This is a genomic window from Myxococcus sp. AS-1-15 (assembly GCF_020037055.1).
Classification (GTDB): Bacteria; Myxococcota; Myxococcia; order Myxococcales; family Myxococcaceae; genus Myxococcus; species Myxococcus fulvus.
Map to the genome: position 1 here is coordinate 502894 of NZ_JAIQDF010000004.1, position 17397 is coordinate 520290.

General features: G+C 70.0%; 18 protein-coding genes. 5 read left to right on the forward strand and 13 right to left on the reverse strand.

Going from position 1 to position 17397, the window contains the following annotated elements; translation table 11 throughout:
- Positions 1-50: 50 nt before the first annotated feature.
- From sctQ to K8625_RS15285, 13 genes are all read right to left on the reverse strand, one after another.
- Positions 51-1475 (reverse strand): type III secretion system cytoplasmic ring protein SctQ, encoded by a 1425-nt coding sequence (sctQ, locus tag K8625_RS15225; RefSeq protein ID WP_223746593.1) that lies wholly within the window; start codon positions 1473-1475, stop codon positions 51-53.
- Positions 1472-2368: a flagellar hook-length control protein FliK gene (locus K8625_RS15230; protein WP_223783102.1), complete on the reverse strand. Its 897-nt coding sequence runs from the start codon at positions 2366-2368 to the stop codon at positions 1472-1474. Before K8625_RS15230 ends, sctQ begins: the two co-directional genes overlap by 4 nt.
- Before the next feature lie 33 nt (positions 2369-2401).
- Entirely contained in the window at positions 2402-2890 is a 489-nt protein-coding gene (locus K8625_RS15235) for a flagellar assembly protein FliH (protein WP_046712706.1), read from the reverse strand.
- An 86-nt stretch (positions 2891-2976) separates the two neighbouring features.
- Entirely contained in the window at positions 2977-4290 is a 1314-nt protein-coding gene (sctN, locus tag K8625_RS15240) for a type III secretion system ATPase SctN (RefSeq protein WP_141323014.1), read from the reverse strand.
- A gap of 25 nt (positions 4291-4315) precedes the next feature.
- Positions 4316-4990 (reverse strand): FliH/SctL family protein, encoded by a 675-nt coding sequence (locus K8625_RS15245; protein WP_141323013.1) that lies wholly within the window; start codon positions 4988-4990, stop codon positions 4316-4318.
- Between the two features lie 24 nt (positions 4991-5014).
- Positions 5015-7393, reverse strand: a complete 2379-nt coding sequence (locus tag K8625_RS15250) for a hypothetical protein (RefSeq protein ID WP_223783103.1) — start codon at positions 7391-7393, stop codon at positions 5015-5017.
- 75 nt (positions 7394-7468) lie between these two features.
- The gene (locus K8625_RS15255) at positions 7469-8284 is read right to left on the reverse strand and encodes a type III secretion protein (RefSeq protein ID WP_141333049.1); all 816 of its coding nucleotides are present in this window, start codon (positions 8282-8284) and stop codon (positions 7469-7471) included.
- A gap of 103 nt (positions 8285-8387) precedes the next feature.
- Entirely contained in the window at positions 8388-8939 is a 552-nt protein-coding gene (locus K8625_RS15260; protein WP_223746590.1) for an ATP-dependent helicase HrpB, read from the reverse strand.
- Positions 8821-9657, reverse strand: coding sequence for a sigma-70 family RNA polymerase sigma factor (locus K8625_RS15265; RefSeq protein WP_223746589.1), 837 nt, complete (start codon positions 9655-9657; stop codon positions 8821-8823). Before K8625_RS15265 ends, K8625_RS15260 begins: the two co-directional genes overlap by 119 nt.
- Positions 9658-9664: 7 nt before the next feature.
- Positions 9665-10057, reverse strand: coding sequence for a hypothetical protein (locus K8625_RS15270; protein WP_223746588.1), 393 nt, complete (start codon positions 10055-10057; stop codon positions 9665-9667).
- A gap of 19 nt (positions 10058-10076) precedes the next feature.
- On the reverse strand, positions 10077-10511 hold the full coding sequence (locus K8625_RS15275) for a tetratricopeptide repeat protein (RefSeq protein WP_046712699.1): 435 nt from the start codon (positions 10509-10511) through the stop codon (positions 10077-10079).
- A 92-nt stretch (positions 10512-10603) separates the two neighbouring features.
- Complete coding sequence (locus K8625_RS15280; protein WP_223746587.1) at positions 10604-11173, reverse strand: hypothetical protein; 570 nt, start codon at positions 11171-11173, stop codon at positions 10604-10606.
- Between the two features lie 135 nt (positions 11174-11308).
- Entirely contained in the window at positions 11309-11590 is a 282-nt protein-coding gene (locus K8625_RS15285) for a hypothetical protein (RefSeq protein ID WP_046712697.1), read from the reverse strand.
- A 275-nt stretch (positions 11591-11865) separates the two neighbouring features.
- On the opposite strand from K8625_RS15285, the gene K8625_RS15290 reads away from it, so the two are divergent.
- The 5 genes from K8625_RS15290 (at position 11866) to K8625_RS15310 (ending at position 17395) form a co-directional block, all read left to right on the forward strand.
- Positions 11866-12498 carry a hypothetical protein gene (locus K8625_RS15290; RefSeq protein ID WP_223783104.1) on the forward strand — a complete coding sequence of 211 codons (633 nt, stop codon included), beginning with the start codon at positions 11866-11868 and terminating at the stop codon, positions 12496-12498.
- Positions 12499-12733: 235 nt separating this feature from the next.
- A complete protein-coding gene (locus K8625_RS15295) occupies positions 12734-13234 on the forward strand; it encodes a GbsR/MarR family transcriptional regulator (protein ID WP_223746585.1) in 501 nt (166 codons plus the stop codon).
- A complete protein-coding gene (locus K8625_RS15300) occupies positions 13231-13980 on the forward strand; it encodes an ABC transporter ATP-binding protein (RefSeq protein ID WP_223783105.1) in 750 nt (249 codons plus the stop codon). The genes K8625_RS15295 and K8625_RS15300 overlap by 4 nt, the downstream gene beginning before the upstream one ends.
- Position 13981: 1 nt before the next feature.
- Positions 13982-16090 carry an ABC transporter permease gene (locus K8625_RS15305; protein ID WP_223783106.1) on the forward strand — a complete coding sequence of 703 codons (2109 nt, stop codon included), beginning with the start codon at positions 13982-13984 and terminating at the stop codon, positions 16088-16090.
- A gap of 3 nt (positions 16091-16093) precedes the next feature.
- Positions 16094-17395, forward strand: coding sequence for an FtsX-like permease family protein (locus K8625_RS15310; RefSeq protein ID WP_223746583.1), 1302 nt, complete (start codon positions 16094-16096; stop codon positions 17393-17395).
- The last annotated feature ends 2 nt before the right edge of the window (positions 17396-17397 follow it).

Sequence of the window (17397 nt, forward strand, 5' to 3'; positions counted from 1 at the left end):
CCACGGGCCCCGTCTGGCAGCCCGCTTGCTTCCAGTCCTCGCGAAGGTGCTCAGCTCGCCAACGTGGTGACGCGGACGCCGAGCTGGCCTTCCATCTCCACCAGCTCACCGCGGGCCACCACCTTGCCGTTGATGGACAGCTCCACCGGCTCGCCGGGGCCCCGGCTCAGCTCGATGACCTGACCGGCCCGCATGCCCACCACCTGCTCGGCGGTGACCGGGATGCGCGCCAGCTCCACGGCGATCTGCAGCGGCACGTCGCCCAGCAGGTCGCTTCCGTCCGGCTTGTTCACGTCGTCCAAGGGCGCCCCTTCGAGCTCCGGAGGAACGTCCAGCTCCGGGTTGGTGAAATCCTCTTCCTCGTCCCGCCCCCCACCCTCCTCGGTGGCCGAACGCGGGTTCCCCGACTCCCCGGGGATGATGCGGGTGATGCGCGCCTGGTAGCGCCCGTCCTCGACGAAGACCTCGGCCTCGGCGTGCCCCGAGCGCCCCGCGCCCAGCCGCAGCTGCGCCGTGCCCGGCTCGCCCCGGTCCGGCCGCGCCGACAGCACGTCCACCAGGACCACGTCCTTGACGCGCAGGCTCGCCAGGTCCTGGCCGGTCAGCTCCGCCGTGCCAATCTCCGCCCGCAGCCACCCGCGCACCGCCGACAGCCGGCCCGCGTTCGCCGCCAGGTCCGCCTTGACGCGGGCGCGCCGCTGGGCGCTCTCCACCGCGGGCTCGGCCGCCTCCAGCACCGCCGCCGGCACCACCAGCCGCACCATGCCGCCGTGCGGTCCCAGCGTGGCGTTCAGGTGCACCGTCAACATCGGCCCGTCGTCCCCCAGGCGCGCGGACACCTCGTCCACGCCCCGGGCGACCCCGTCCAGCCTCGGGCGAGGCACGCCGGCCTGGAGCGCGGGCACCAGCACCCGCAGCGCCTCCAGGATGACGTAGCCCATCACGCCCTCCTCGATGTCCGTCAGGGGCCTCAAGCCCACCGTCTCGCCCGCGCCGCCCAACAGCAGGTCCACCGCCGTGTGCGCCAGCGCCAGCTCCACCTCGAGCACCGCCCGCCCCGGCAGCGCCCCGGGCGCCAGCACCGCAAGAAAGGTCGGGTCCCCCAGGAAGCGGCGCAGCTCCGCCATGGGCCGCACCTGCACGGACTCCAGCGACAGGCCGACCTCCGCGTCGAAGAGCCCCTTGAGCCGGGCGGACACGCCCGTCAGCGTCCCCTCGTTGGGCGTCAGCCAGCGCAGCCGCTCGGCGAGCTGCCCCTGGGCGCGCGACACCTTCTCCAGCCCCTTGAACGTGAAGGGACGCCAGGCGCTCCGCGCGACCTTCTCCGGCCGCTCGGCCTTCTCGGGACGCGGCTCCGCATTCTCCGGCGCGCCGGCCTTCTCGGGAGGAGGACGGACGGGCTTGAGGTTGCGCAGGTCCACGAGCATCGTGCGCTCGTGCACGCCCGGAGACTCGTCCTCCGGCTCCACGCTCATGTCTTCGCCTCGAAGCGGACCGTCTCGAGCTTCAGGCCCCGGCCCCCGAGCGCGGTGCGAAGCCCGTCGCTCTGCTCCTCGAGCATCCTCAGCACGTCACGGTTGGTGCCGCTGAAGGTGGCGGAGATCTTCCCGTTGCGCGCGCTGACCTTGATGGACAGGCCGTTGAGCACGTCCCCGCGCAGATCAATCTGGAACTCGGCCAGGCCCGCGGCGTTCGTCCCCACGCGCACGCGGTCGACGATCTTCTGCGCGATTTCGCTCGCCATGGCGCGCAGCCGCTCGGAGCCCGCGGTGTCCTTGGGCTTGGCCACCGGCACCGGCGCCATCAGCGCGGGGTTGAAGCGGAAGCCCGCCCCCATCTCCGTGCCACCGCCGCCCTTCTTGTCCTCCTTGCCACCGCCGCCGCTGCCCTTGCCGCCCGCGTCCGCGTCCGCGCGGATGGCCGCGCCGCGCTCGGAGCTGACCTGCCCCAGGGCCGAGTCGGCCTTGTCCAGGTCCTTCTCCCGCCCCTCGGAGGTGCGCTGGGTCTCCTTGGCGTCCGAGGCGCGCGAGCCGGAGCGGGCCTCCGAGGTGTTCGTGTCCGCCCGACGCTGCGTCTGGGCCAGCGTGGAGGCGGGGTTGCCGCCCATCTGGGGCGGCTGCTGGAGGGCCTCGCCGAAGGTCTTCCCCTGCTGGGTCGCCTTGGCCAGCACCTGACGGGCCAGGCCTCCCGGCGTCTGCGGCGTCTGGGTGGGGGCCGTCGCCTGGGGCTGCGCCTGCGGCTGCATCAGCTTCTGGAAGGCGGACGTGCCCTCCTGGCGCTTCTTGGCCTGGCCCTCGGCGAGCTTCTTCTCCTGCATGATGCGCTCGGCCAGGCGCGCTGCTTCACGGTCGTCGTCGACACGGCTCATGACATCTTTCCCGAGGGATGGGGTGGCGGCAGGTTACTTGCGCTGCCGAGCCAGGAACAAGGCGTTGCCAATCTCCTCCTGGCTCAACTCCTCGCGCTGCTGGCGCTCATGCTTCACCTGCTTCTGCCAGGTCTCCTTGTGCTTCTCGATGGCCTTGAGCTCCTTGGCCGCCTCGGCCATCTCCCGGCGCCGCTGCTCGACCAGGCGCTCGGCCACCTTCACCGCCTCACGCTGACGCTCGACCTCCAGCGCCACCTGCGCCTCCTCGTCCTTCAGGCGCTCCTCGAAGCGGCCCATCATGTTCATGCCGTTGATGCCGGCACCCTTGGCCATGATCTCCTTGAGGTAGGCGGCGACCTTCTCCTTGCGCTCGCGCTTGCGTCGCTCCAGCTCATCCATCAGACGCTGGAGCTCCACCTTCTCGCGCTCCAGGGCCTTGATGGCGTCGGAGAAGGCCTGCTCGGCCTCCTCCTTGGCCCGGGTCCGCATGTCCAGCAGGGTCTGCAACCGGTACGGGGGCATGGTGTCCCCATCCTACCCCGGTTTCCCGGAGGTGCACCCCCGTCCAGTGGACCAGGGGGCCCCAAGCCCACCCTCCTGGGTGGACCTCACTCGTCGAACAGCCCCACCAGCTGGCCCACCGTGTCCTCGAAGTCCGAGTTCGAGTGGGTGTCCTGCTTGAGGAAGTCGATGATGGAGTCGTACTTGTCGATGGCGTAGTCCGTGCGGGGGTCCGTGCCGTACTGGTAGGCCCCCAGCAGGATGAGGTCGCGCTGCTTCTCGTACGTGGAGAGCGTCTCGCGCAGCTTGCCCGCGGCCTTCTTGTGCTCCTTCGAGACGATGCCGCTCATCACGCGGCTGAGGCTGGCGAGCACGTCCATGGCGGGCCACTGGTTTCGCTCGCCCAGGGCGCGGTTGAGGATGAAGTGGCCGTCGAGAATACCGCGGACCTCGTCCGCGATGGGCTCCTCCATGTCACCGCCGGCCACCAGGCACGTGTAGATGGCGGTGCACTTGCCCTTCTGCGAGTTGCCCGTGCGCTCCAGGATGCGCGGCAGCATGGAGAACACGCTCGGCGGATAGCCCTGACGCGCCGGGGGCTCGCCCACCGCGAGGCCAATCTCACGCTGGGCTCGCGCCAGACGCGTCACCGTGTCGAGCATGAAGAGCACGTTGCCGCCGCGCTCGCGGAAGTACTCGGCGATGGCCGTGGCCACGTAGGCGGCGCGCAGACGCACCAGGCTGGGCTGGTCGGACGTGGCGCACACGAGCACGGAGCGCTTCATGCCCTCCTCGCCCATGGCGTCCTCGATGAACTCGCGCACCTCGCGACCACGCTCGCCGATGAGGGCGACGACGCACAGGTCGGCCTTGGTGTTGCGCGCGATCTGCCCCATCAACGTCGACTTGCCGACGCCGGAGCCGGCGAAGAGGCCCACGCGCTGGCCCTCGCCCACGGTGAGCAGTCCGTCGATGCAGCGCACGCCCAGGGGCAGCGGCCGCTCGATGCGCTGACGCGTGAAGGGGTCCGGACAGTCGCGGTCCACGGACCAGTCGATGAGCCCCTCGTCCGGCAGGGGGCTGCCGTCCATCGGCTCGCCGATGCCGTTGAGCACGCGGCCCAGGAGCGCCTCGCCGCACTTGATGCTCAGCGGCTTGCCGGTGGGAATCACCTCGCTGTCCGGACCGATGCCGTACAGCTCACCCAGGGGCATGAGCATGACCTCGTCGCCCTGGAAGCCGACGACCTCGGCCTTCACGGCGCCGCGCGCGCGGCTCTTGATGAGCACCAGCTCGCCCACGCGGACGTTGGGGACGCTCGCCTTGATGATGAGGCCCGTCAGCTCGGTGACGCGGCCGCGGACGCGGACCGTCTGGGCGTCCTTGATGAGGTCGAGATAACGAGAGAGGTCGATGGCCATGGACGTGGGCTCCTTCCCGTCCCGGCTACGCCGGGCCTTCCTTCGGGCCGTTCTGGTCGGGCAAGAGCACGCTCTGGAGCATCTCCAACTGCGTGGGCAGCTGCGCGTCCACCGTGCCGAACTCCGTCTGGACGATGCAGCCCACCGGGGCCACCTCGGGGTCCTCCTTGATGGCCAGGTCCACCGCGCGACCGATGAGCTCCATCAACACCGGCTTCTTCGCGCGCAGCACCGCCGCCGTCTTGGGATGAACCCGCAGCACCATGGAGCGGGCGCTGCGCAGGTTGTCGATGGCCGCCGCGCACAGCTCCAGCATCAGGTCCGGGTCCTTCTCCAGGCTCCGGCCGATGATCTTCTCCCCGACGCGCAGCCCCAGCGCGATGACGTCCTGCTCGTAGGTGGCCAGGATCTCCCCCGCCTGCATCTTCGCCCGGAGGATGATCTCCGTGGCCTGGGCGAGCCCCTCCTGACGTCCCTCCTCGCGCGTCTTCACGAGGAGCGCCTCACGCTCCCGCTGCGCCTCCGCGAGGATGCGCTCCTTCTCGCGCTGCGCCTCCTCGAGGATGCCCTGGGCGCCCTGGCGCGCCTCGAAGACCTCGGCGTTCATCACCCCCGCGCGCGGAGGCCGCAACACCGGCCGCTCCGACACGACGGACGGCTCGGCCGTCCCGTCTCCCTTGATCACCTTGCCGATCGCCATGCGCCGCTCCTTGCGGGCCGGATGCTAGCGCGTTCCGCCGCGAGGTCCACGCCCGCCCGAGCCCGAGGACGAAGAGTCGTCCGTCCCGGACGGTGAACGTGGCCTGCGCTGCACGGACGTCCCCTCCTGCCCGCCCGCGGGCGCCTGCCCCGCGGAGGTGCCAGCCCGACCGGCCAGCACCCGAGGAGGCCGCTCCGCCCCACCCTCACGGGAGGGCTCGGGGCGCACCGCCGCGATGGAGACCGACGAGCGCGAGCGGAACACGCGAGAGACCTCCTGGGCCTCGGGGGCTTCGGGACGAGGCCGCACGCGGGACCCTGCCTCGGGGGGACGCTGGATGCGCGAGCCGCCGGCCGCGGGCGCCACGCGTGAGCCATCGCTCGCGGGCGCTACCCGGGAGCCCCCAGCGGCGGGCCCCACTCGCGAGCCATCACCGGCAGGCGCCACCCGCGAGCCCCCGACGGGCCCGATACGAGAGCCATCACCCGCGGGGCCCACTCGCGAGCCATCACCGGCAGGCGCCACGCGCGAGCCCCCGGCGGGCCCGATACGAGAGCCATCACCCGCGGGCCCGACTCGCGAGCCATCACCGGCAGGCGCCACGCGCGAGCCCCCGACAGGCGCCACCCGCGAGCCCCCGGCGGCTGGCCCCACACGGGAACCATCACCGGCGGGCGCCACCCGCGAGCCATCCCCCGCGGGCGCCACCCGCGAGCCCTCGGCGTCGGGCGCCACACGGGAACGCTCTCGGGCACCGGGAGGCAGGGGCTCACCAGCGGCCGCGCTCGAGGGGCGAGGGCCTCCCAGGCGCGACGGAGGCGGTCCGATGCGAGCACGCGCCGGGGCCTCGGGCGAGCCCGCGGCAGCGCTCGACGGACGAGGACGAGCCCCACCCTGTCCCAGGCGCGACGGAGGCGGTCCGATGCGGGCACCCTCCGGATCCACCCTTCCAGGTCGAGCGGACCGGGGGTCGGCTCCGGACGGCTCCCTGCGGGCCACCGGGGCCGAGGGGTCTCGCCGGGCTTCCCGGTGGTCCCCGGTGGCCTCCGGGGAGGCCCCAGGGTCACGGCGCGGCGGAATCCGATGCATCGCCGAGCCATCCGAGGCCCCGTCCTTGGGGCGCGCGACACGCGAGCCCTCGCGGCTGGACATGGCGCCCGCGTTCCTCGCGGCGCGCTCGGCCATGAAGTCGCGACGGACGGCGGGCGCCGCGCCAGGAGGACGACGAGAGACCGTCCCACCCTGTCCGGGCGCGGCCTTGGGAGCCCCCGGAGCGGGGCGCGCGGCGGCGGGCTCGCGGGGCGGAGGACTCGCACCCTCCCGCCCCGCGGGAGGCGCGGCATCCCGCCCCGAGGACGGCGCGGCGGGACGTGCGGCAGCGGCGGCAGCGGCGGCCTTGCGCGCGCCGGGCGGAGGCGGCAGCACCGCGGACTGACGCGGCGGGGGCGGCGTGGCCAGGCGCACCGGGCGCTCGATGAGCCCGCGCGAGGCGAGCCGCTCCAGGTCCATGACGATGTCCGTGCGGCCACCATCGCCCCGCGCCGGCTGCCGGTTTCGCTCCTCGCGCAGCCACTTCGCGATGAGCCCGCCGAACTCGCCCCGGTACTTCTCCACCATGCGCGCGGCGAACTCCGCGGACTGGGCCACGCACGCGCGCACCAGGCGCTGCACGCCCGCGCTGCGGATGGAGCCCGCCGGATTCCTCAGCGCATCGTGCTGCTCCAGCTGCGCGCGAGCGTCCTCCTCGGGCAGCTTGCGCGGCGCGTTCGCCGCCACCGACTTGGAGGCGAGCAGCTTCAGGTCCGGAGGCAGCGGCTCGAACAGGGCCTCGCGCTCCGCGTCGGGAAGCCCCGCCAGCGCCGGCCCCAGCACGCGCGCGCCCAACCGGTCGCACACCGTGAACAGCTCGCGCTGCGTCAGCAGGAGCACGTCGGAGAACTTGAACCCCGCGGACTGCGAGTCGCCCGTCTCGCGCGCCAGCGCCTCCTCGAGCTTCCACCGGACGATGTCGAGCACCTGGGGCCGCACCTCGCGGGTCAGCTTCACCCGAGGCGGCGGCAGGTGGCCTCGCACGGCCTCCGCCAGGGGCGCGGGCAGCGCGCGCAGGACGATCTCCACCAGCGCCCCGCGCTCGCGCTGCAGCAGCGCCGCCAGCCGCTCCGGCTCCGCGGTCCACAGCTGCCCGCGGCGGTCCTTCACCAGCCGCTTGATCTCCTGGACCAGCGCCGGGATGCGCTTGTCGCGAGGAATCTGGAGGATCTCCTGCGCGCGGTGGCGCAAGAGCTCACCTTCCTCCGTCGGGAGGTGCTCCATCGCGCCCAGGCTCTCCTGACCGCCGAACGTCACGGCGGTCAGCAGCAGCATGCTCTGGCGCTTGTTGAGCGAGGTGAAGAACGAGTCCAAACGTCACCTCGCGGGCCCCACCGACGCCCGCTGGGAGGAAAGAAGGCGCCCCCTCGAAGGGGGGCGCGGAACCGGTCAGGCCTCGGGCGGGCGGACCCGGGGGCGGGGGCCACGCGCCGTGGGGGCGTTGCCGCCGCCCCCGCGCATGATGGACCACGCCGTGACGCCCATCATCCCCAGGATGAGCGCGAAGGCTCCGGCGATCATCACCTTGAACTGGCTGGCGCTGGAGGCCGTCATGCGCAGACCCAGCACGTCCTGCTGCCGGTTCTCGTCGGTCTTCTCCGCCTTGGGTCCCAGCGCGGGCGTCATCAGCACCGTCACCGCGTCCGGCTTCATCTCCGGCACCGCCGTGGCGACGAACGCCTTCACCGCGTTGACGTCGATGGGCGGCTTGCCCTCCGCGCCGGGCCGGAACTTGATGAACACCGACGCGGACGGCATCGGCTTGTTCTCCGGCTGCGTCAGGTCGTTGTTCTCCGGGACGCTCACGATCGCGCGCGCCTCCAGCACGCCGTCGATCTGGTTGAGCGCGTTGGAGACCTCGCCGCCCATCGCCTTGAGGAGCATGGCGCGCTCCTCCGTGGCGGTGGGCACCATGCTTCCCTTGGCGAAGTGGGACAGGCCCTTCTCCACCGGACGCGGAAGCGAGTTGAGCTTGAGCAGCTCCGCGGCCTCGGCGGCATCCGTCTTGGGCACGGTGATCATGAACCGGACCTCGTTGCCGCCCTCCTCCTTCTCCTTCTTCGCGTTGATGCCGTTCTTGCTGAGCAGGACGTAGATTTCGTTGGCGTCCGCCTCACTCAGCTCGTGCTGGAGCTCAATGTGACAGCCCGTCACGAGCACGAGGGCGAGGAGCGGGGCGACAAACGCTTGCGGTCGGCGAATCATGGGCACGGGGAGCTTACTAGGGCCTCGGAAAACGCGGAAGGGCGCCCCCTCCAACCAGGAGGAGCCGCCCTTCGTCAAGCGCCACCAAGGACGGTGGACGGACTCAGACCTGCGTCTTGACGACGTCCTTGAGACCGGTGGTCGCCTTCTCCACCACCTTGCTCGTCAGGTCCAGCTGCTGGGTGTACTGATACATGGACGCCTGCAGGGAGAGCAGCTCCGCGTTGGAGAACTGCTTGCCGCTGGCGGCCTGGGAGATGATCTTCTCCAGGTTGCCCTGGCCCTTCTCCAGGTCGCCGAGCACCTGCTCCATCATGTCGGTGGCCTTGGCCGTCTTGCCGGTCTCCGTCTTCGCGGCGACGGGCTCGGCCGCCTTCGCGGACACGGGCTGGGCGGCGTTGGCGTTGACCTTGTTCAGGCCCGCCTTCTCCGTCTTGTTGACCGTCTCCACCTGACGGACCATGTCCGTCTTCTGCGTCGCCTGGGCCTTGTTCACGCCCTGCGCGGCGTCCACCTGACCGGCGCCCTGCGCCTTGTCAGCGAGAACTCCGTCGAACTTCGACGCGCCCTGCTTCGTCGTCTGCTGAGCGCCCTGATCCTGCAGCTTTTGCTGCGCCACCTGCGCCGCGGAGATGCCCGCCATCGGACCCGCCATGTGACAGCCTCCTTGCATCCGTCGAGGTCGGAGGAAGTTCCTCCTCCTCGTTCAAGAGTTCCTTGAGCCGGTCGATGGCGCGCGCATGAAGCCGAGACGCCCAACTCTTCGACTGCCCGATTTCCGCCCCCGCCTCTTCCAGCGTCCTGCCCTGGAAGTAGTACCCCTGAAGGAGCTTTCGCTCCTTCTCCGGGAGCTTCTCGATCGCCGCCCGCACCCGCGTCTTCAGCTGCTCCTGCTCCAGCCGGATGTCCACCGGCAGGGACTCGTCGGTGTAGCCCGCGCTGTCCGCACCCTCGAGGCTGGAGGCGAACACCATCGCCAGCCCCTGCACAGCATCCGAGATGTCACTGACATCATCGTCGAATGAGCTGCCGCGGTTGCTTGAGCCCGACTCGCGGTCCGACAAATTCCCCAAATAGGCCGCCGCCCGCTCCCCGACATACGCCGTCCGGGCGTCCGAGCCCCGCAGGACGCCCATCTTCCGAAGACCGTCGAAGATGGCGCCCTTGATGCGGTAGTGGGCGAAGGTGAGGAAGTTGGCGCCCACCTTCGGGTCGAAGCGCTCGGCGGCCTCCAGCAGGCCTATCTGTCCGTACGCCACCAGCTCGTCCAGCTCCAGCTGGGCGTTGAACTGCTTGCGCACGGTCGCCGCGAGGGACCGAACGTAGGGGCCGTACTTCGTGAGGATGGCCTGTCTGTCGTCGCCCAGTGGCAAGCGCTGCTCACTCGGCCTTGGACCACAGCCGCTCGAGAACCTGGTTCAGCCGCGGGTCATCCTGCAGTGCGTCCGCAATCTTCGTGGTGAGGGAGGAGGACTTCATGCGCAGCTTCTCCTTCAGGACCTCGGCGACCAACGCCCGGGTCGCCTCTTCCTTGCTCTTGAAGCCCCCGTTCTTCAGCCCGCGGGCAATCGCCATCGCCTGCGCGGCGACCGGATCCGCGGCCTGGGGGCCCTGGACGTTGCTGGAGCCTACCAGACCGGAGACTCCGACGAGAGACTCGGCCTTGTCCACCCGGGCGCCGAAAGCCCCACCCGCGGGCGCCGCGGACGACGGCCCCTTCGCGCCACCGGCGCGCCCCTTCCCTCCACCGCGTCCAACGCCACCGACAGCCATGGGTGAACCTCCCCTGCCCCTACTTCTTCGCGGGAGGCAGGACTCCCGCATCCTTCGCCTGGAGGAGCGCCTGCGCAAGACGCGCCCCGTCACCTTCCGGCTCCAGGTCGATGGCCGCCTTGAGCTCCTTGAGCGCCTCCGGCACCTTGCCCAGGAACAGGAGCGCCTCGCCCACATGCGCGCGCGGCAGCGACGCCTGCGGGGCCAGCCGCTGCGCGGAGCGGTAGGCCTGGAGCGCCTTGTCGTGACGGCCCTGCGCGAACTCCACGGCGCCCAGCCCCAGCTGCGGCACCTCGCTCTTGGGCATCAGCGCCGCGGCCCCGGCGAAGATCTCCTTCGCCTTGTCGAACTGTCCCATGTCCAGCCACAGGTAGCCGGCCTCCAGCAACACCATGGCCTGCTGGCGCCCCAGGGGGACCAGGCTGTTCGAGATCTCCGAGACGCTCTCCGCCATGAACTTCGCTCTTCCTTTCCGCGCGCGGCCAGGAGGGAAGCGGCGCCGCTCCCCTCCCCGCCGTGCTTCGGCCCGACCCAGGCCCTACGGGCCTAGCGGACGTTGCTGATGGAGTTCTTGATGCAATCGTGCCGCGACTTCATCACGTTGGAAATCGCCGTGAACGTCTGCGACTCCTGCTGGATGGCCGCCTGCAGGTTGAGCAGCTTGGAGTTCTCCGCCGCCATCTGGTTCAGGGAGAAGTTGCCGCCCACGGTGTCCGACGTGCTGGTGCCCAGCGCGCCCGTGCCCGGACCGGCCACGCCGCCGCCGATGCCACCGGCCACGCCGCTGATGCCCACCGCCGCGCCGCCCACGGAGGCGCCGCCGACGACACCGCCGCCGCCCGCGCCCACCGCGGTGCTCATCACACCGGCGTAGGGGCCAGCGCCCGAGCCGCTCGTGTTGGACAGCGTGTGCACGGAGGAGACCGCCGCGGAGACGATCTGCCCGCCAGGAATCATGCCGGCCACCGCGCCGACGCCCGTGCCCACCGCGCCCGCCGCGCTGTTCAGCCCGTTGTGGAGCCGAGCGCCGAAGCCCGTCTCAGGGGTCTGGCGCGCCGTCGTGACGTGGGTGGAGAGCCGGATGCTGGGGCCCTGCATGCTGTTGATGTTCGCCATTTCATCCTCCAGGCGCTGCGAGAAGAAGAAGACAGAGCTCCCGGATGATCCAGTGCTCTTTCTCCCATTATCGTCCCGGCGCTCCGCCAGTTGCCTGCCCGGAGCCAAAAACCGTGACGAACGGGTAAAAGCCCGTCATTTCCGACCCTTGGCCCCCTTGGCCTCGGCGATCAGCCGCTCGCGGGTGTCCACCAGCAGCTCCAGCAGCTGCTCGGCGTGGGCCAGCGCGACCTGGGCCTTCTTGCCCACCTCCACCTTGGGGCCCTTGAGGCCGGCCAGGCCCTCCTTCACCGGGGCGAACAGCGCCCGGACGTCCTCCGCGGGGGTCGCCTCGAGCAGCGACTCGATTGCGGGGTACGACGGCGCCGGCAGCTCCTGCGGCGGGGGGGCGGACGACGGCTTGGCGGACGGGGGCATCGCGGAGGGGGTCTCCTGTCGGGCCCACGGCACCAGGGCCGCGGGACGCTTGCTGGCTGGACGGTAGGGGAAAAGCGGCCCCTGCTTCAAGCCGCCTCCCATCCTGCCCCGTGGGATTGGCTGGCCCCAGGCCCACCGGCAGGGGAGGAACCGGGCACGCGCCAGCCTTGCCCCCCCAGCCCTGTCCCCTTCCACATCCGCACCTAGCTTTTGGAACAGCGGGGGATGACGCACCACACAACGCCCCCCGTCGCACTCACACAGGAGACTCTCCCATGAAGAAGCTGATCGGGATTTTCGCGGCGCTGGCGCTGGTCGGTTCCGGAACGGCCCTGGCGGGCGACGACAAGAACAAGCCCCAGACGGACACCTCGGCGCAGGGCGGCTCGGGCACCTCAGGTAGCACCAGCATGCCCCAGGACAGCACGATGCAGCCCGGCAGCTCCGTGGGCGGCTCGGGCTCCACCATGGGCTCCAGCGCCATGGGCCAGAAGGAGCTGAGCGGCAAGGTGGTGAAGACCGAGAGCAGCAAGGTCTTCGTGCAGGACGCGCAGGGCGCGGTGGTGCCGCTCGACATCGACAAGAGCACCATGTTCACCGACCCGACCCTGAAGAAGGCCAAGGACCTCAAGGAGGGCCAGGAGATCCGCGCCAGCTTCGAGGTGAAGGAGACCAAGAACATGGCCAAGAGCATCTCGCTGTCGGGCACCGGCGGCGCGGGCACGGACGTCATGACGCCGGACTCCTCCATCAACCAGGGCACGCCGCCGCAGGACAACGGCACCCTGGACCCCGGCGGCACCCTGGATGAGCCCGGCACCGGCGGCTCCGGCATGGACTCCAGCAAGAACCGGGACATGGGTGGCGACACCAGCGGTGACAAGAGCACCAGCCCCGACACGTACTAGCGCCCACGGGCACACGCCCGCATGACGCCCTCTTCCCAGAGGGAATCCCAGGCCCACGGCCCCACCTGGCCGTGGGCCTTCGCTTCACCCGCCCCACCTGACGCCTCGGGGCGGTCCATTCACTTCATTCAGTATTGACTGAATGGCCTGAACGAACTAGATGCCGGGCGCCACCCTGGGCCCCGGCGGAAGCGCGTCGCGCGCGGCCCCCACGCGGGTGGGACGGAGGCCGTGCATGAAGGAGCTGGGCGTCGCGGAGCAGCGCTTCATCGAATCGATGGGGCTGTACTTCGAGCGGCAGGGCGGCACGCGCATCGGCGGGCGCATCCACGCGCTGCTGATGCTGACGGACGAACCTTTGTCGCTGCAGCAGCTCGCGCGCGTGCTCAAGGTGAGCGCGGCCTCCGTGTCCACCAACATCCGCGCCAGCATGGCGATTGGACTGGTGGAGCCCGTCAGCGTGCCGGGAGACCGGCAGCACTACTACGTCGTCAACAGCAATGGCTGGGAGAGCCGGCTTCGCACCGCCGAGGACAGCGTCAAGGCGTTCGTCCGCGTGTGCCAGGAGGCCCTCTCCGTGCCGCAGCTCGCGAACAAGCACCACCTGCGCGAGGCGGCGGACTTCTGTGACTTCTACCTGGCCGAGATGGCCGGTATCGCCGAGCGGTGGCGAGCCTCGCGCGCCGCCCGCCCCACACCCCGCACTTCCAAGGCCTCGAAAGGACGCACCGCATGAATGGCGCTGTCGCGCAGTCTCCCATCGTCTCCATCACCCAGGTGACCAAGGACTACACCCTGGGCAAGGTGGTGGTCCCCGCGTTGAGGGGCGTGGACCTGCAGGTGCACCCCGGGGAGTTCATCTCCATCGCCGGCCCGTCCGGCAGCGGCAAGACGACGCTGCTCAACCTCATCGGCTGCGTGGACACCGCGACCTCGGGCGTGGTGAGCGTCGCGGGTCAGGACACCAAGCAGTTGAGTGAGCGTCAGCTCACGCACCTGCGCCTGCACACCATCGGCTTCATCTTCCAGTCGTTCAACCTGGTGTCGGTGCTCAGCGTCTTCCAGAACGTGGAGTTCCCGCTGCTCCTGCAGCGCAAGCTGGACAAGAACCAGCGCAAGGAGCGGGTGATGCAGCTGCTCGAGCAGGTGGGCCTGGCCGACCATGCGAAGCACCGCCCCAACGAGCTGTCCGGCGGCCAGCGTCAGCGCGTGGCGGTGGCGCGCGCGCTCGTCACCCGGCCGCAGCTGGTGCTCGCGGACGAGCCCACGGCGAACCTGGACTCGGTGACGGGCCAGCACATCATCGACCTGATGAAGGAGCTCAACCAGAAGGAGGGCACCACCTTCATCTTCTCCACGCACGACGCCAAGGTGATGAACCACGCGAACGCGGTGGTGCGCCTGGCGGACGGGAAGATCCTCGACCGGCTCACCCCCGCCGAGGCGAAGCGGGCCATGGCCGCGGGCGCGGAGGGTCACTGACATGGGGCAGCTCCGGTTGCTGTTGCAGGTGGCGTTGCGCAACCTGTTCACCAGCAAGATCAACATCCTCATCGGCGGCATCATCTTCTTCGGCACCCTGCTGGTGGTCGTGGGCGGCGCGCTGCTCGACAGCATGGACAGCGCGATGAGCCGCAGCATCATCGGCAGCGTCGCGGGCCACATCCAGGTCTACTCGGATGACTCCAAGGACGAGCTGAGCCTGTACGGCGGCATGAGCGGCGAGCCGGACCTGGCGGTGGTGGACGACTTCAGCCGCATCAAGCCGGTGCTGGAGAAGCACCCCAACGTGAAGACGGTGGTGCCCATGGGCACCAGCGGCGCGCTCATCACCTCCGGCAACACGGTGGACCTGACGCTCGCGCGGCTGCGCGACCTGTACAAGAAGCGCCAGACGGAGGGTGAGTCCCCTGCCCTTCGCGAGAACATCGACAGCGTGAAGGGCCACGTGCGGCAGATGGTGGCGCTGATGGAGGAGCAGCGGGCCAAGAGCCGCGAGCTGCTCACCGAGGCCGCCCAGGACCCCGTGGAGGTGGAGGCGCTGGCGCGCGCCCGCACCGACGCGTTCTGGAGCGCCTTCGAGGAGGACCCGTTCGGCTCGCTCGAGTTCCTGGAGAACCGCATCGCCCCGCAGCTGCCGGACGGCGACCTGCTGGACTTCCGCTACGTGGGAACGGACCTGGACGCGTTCCAGAAGTCGTTCGACCGCATGGAGGTCGTGGACGGACAGGCGGTGCCCGCGGGCAAGCGCGGCATGCTGATGTCCAAGTTCTATTACGAGAACTTCCTCAAGCTGAAGTCCGCGCTGCGCCTGGACAACATCAAGCAGGAGCGGGACGTCAACCAGAAGCGCATCGACACCGACCCGACCCTGCAGCGCTGGGTGAAGGAGAACCAGACCCAGACGCGGGAAATCCTCTTCCAGCTGGACCCGGTGAAGACGCGCCAGGCGGTGGAGCGGCTGCAGAACGTGCTCGGCAGCCAGGAGCCGTCGCTGGAGAAGCTCCTGTCGGAGTTCTTCACCACCACCGACGACAACTTCGACACGCGCTACCAGCAGTTCTACGCGGAGCTGGCGCCGCTGCTGGATTTGTACCGGCTGCGCATGGGGGACTCGCTCACCATCACCGCCTTCACGCGCACCGGCTACGTGCAGAGCATCAACGTGAAGGTCTATGGCACCTACCAGTTCAAGGGCCTGGAGAAGTCCTTCATGGCGGGCGCCATCAACCTGATGGACCTGATGACCTTCCGCGACCTCTACGGCTACCTGAGCCCGGAGCGCAAGGCGGAGATCACCGAGCTGCAGAAGGGCAGCGGCCTGAAGGAGCTGGACCGGGGCAGCGCGGAGGAGGCGCTCTTCGGCGAGGACAGCGGCAACACGCTGGTGGCGGACGCCACGCCCGGGCTCATCGAGGAGTCCAAGGTGTTCGAGGGCGGGCTGGGCGCGCTGGCCCGAGAGGACCTGGTGGCGCGCGTCTACTCGCAGCAGGAGATCGAACAGGGCGAGGCGCTCAGCGCGGCGGTCATCCTGAAGGACCCGGAGCAGCTGGACCGGACGATGGAGGAGCTGCGCGAGTCGACCCAGGCCGCGGGGCTCAAGCTGCGCGTGGTGTCCTGGCAGCAGGCCGCGGGCATCATCGGCCAGTTCGTGCTGATGGCGAAGCTGGTGCTGTACTTCGCGGTGTTCATCATCTTCGTGGTGGCGCTGGTCATCATCAACAACGCGATGATGATGGCGACGCTGCAGCGGGTGCGCGAGGTGGGGACGATGCGGGCCATCGGCGCGCAGCGCTCCTTCGTCTTGAGCATGGTGCTCATCGAGACGGTGCTGCTCGGGGCGGTGTTCGGCCTGGGCGGGGCGCTGGTGGGCAGCGGCATCATGAGCGCGCTGGGCAGCGCGGGCATCCCCGCCGGCAACGAGGCGCTGTACTTCTTCTTCTCCGGTCCCCGCCTCTACCCGACGTTGAGCGCCGGCAACCTCGTCGCGGCGTTCGTCATCGTCCTGTTGGTCTCCGCCATCTCCACCCTCTACCCCGCGTTCCTCGCGACGCGCGTCTCGCCCCTCCAGGCGATGCAGACGGACGAGTGACCCATGTTCCAGCTCTTCCTCATCGCATTCCGAAACCTCGGCACCCACCGGCGGCGCACGCTGCTGCTCGGCGGGGCCATCGCGGGTGTCACCGCGCTGCTCGTCATCCTCATGGGCCTGTCCACGGGCATGAAGGAGACGCTGCTGCGCTCGGCCACCATCCTGTCCACCGGCCACGTCAACGTGGGCGGCTTCTACAAGGTCACCGCCGGCCAGGCCGCGCCCGTGGTGACGTCCTACCCGAAGGTCATGGAGCTGGTCCGGAAGGAGATTCCGGAGCTCGACTACGCCGTCCAGCGCGGGCGCGGCTGGGCGAAGATCGTCAGCGAGAAGAGTTCCATGCAGGTGGGCATCGGCGGCGTCGACGTGAAGAACGAGCCAGGCCTCCACAAGGTCCTCCAGATTCGCGAGGGCTCGCTCGACGGGCTGTCGGAGTCCGGCACGGCGCTGCTGTTCGAGAAGCAGGCCAAGCGGCTGGAGGTGAAGGTGGGCGACACCATCACCATCTCCGCGCCCACCATGCGCGGCACCAACAACACGGTGGACGTGCGCGTGGCGGCCATCGCCGGTGACATGGGCATGATGAGCGACTTCAACATCTACGTCGAAGCCTCCACCCTGCGCTCGCTCTACCAACTGCGCGAGGACACCACCGGCGCGCTCTACCTGTACCTGAAGGACGTCTCGCAGGTGCCGCAGGTCCAGGCGCGGCTGCGCGAGGTGCTGGCCAAGGCCGGCTTCACCGTGATGGACAACGACCCGCGCGCGTTCTGGTTCAAGTTCGACGTCGTCAACCGCGAGGCGTGGACGGGCCAGAAGCTGGACATCACCAACTGGGAGGACGAGCTGTCCTTCATCACCTGGACGCTCACGGCGCTCAACGGGCTGACGGGCGTGCTCATCTTCGTGCTGCTGGTCATCATCGGCGTGGGCATCATGAACACGCTGTGGATCGCCATCCGCGAGCGCACCCGCGAGATTGGCACGCTGCGCGCGATTGGCATGCAGAGGACGCGCGTGGTGGCGATGTTCCTCTTCGAGGCGATGACGCTCGGGGCGCTGGGCACGCTGGTGGGGGCGCTGCTGGGCCTGGCGGTGTGCCTGGGCGTGACGGCCGCGAACGTGAGCGTCCCCGAGGTGGTGGCGATGTTCATCATGTCCGAGCGGCTGAACCTGGTGGTGGACGCGGGCGCGGTGGTGGGCGCCATGGTGTTCATCACGACCTGCACCACGCTCATCTCGTTGATTCCCTCCTTCCTCGCCGCGCGGCTCAAGCCGGTGACGGCGATGCACCACATCGGGTGATT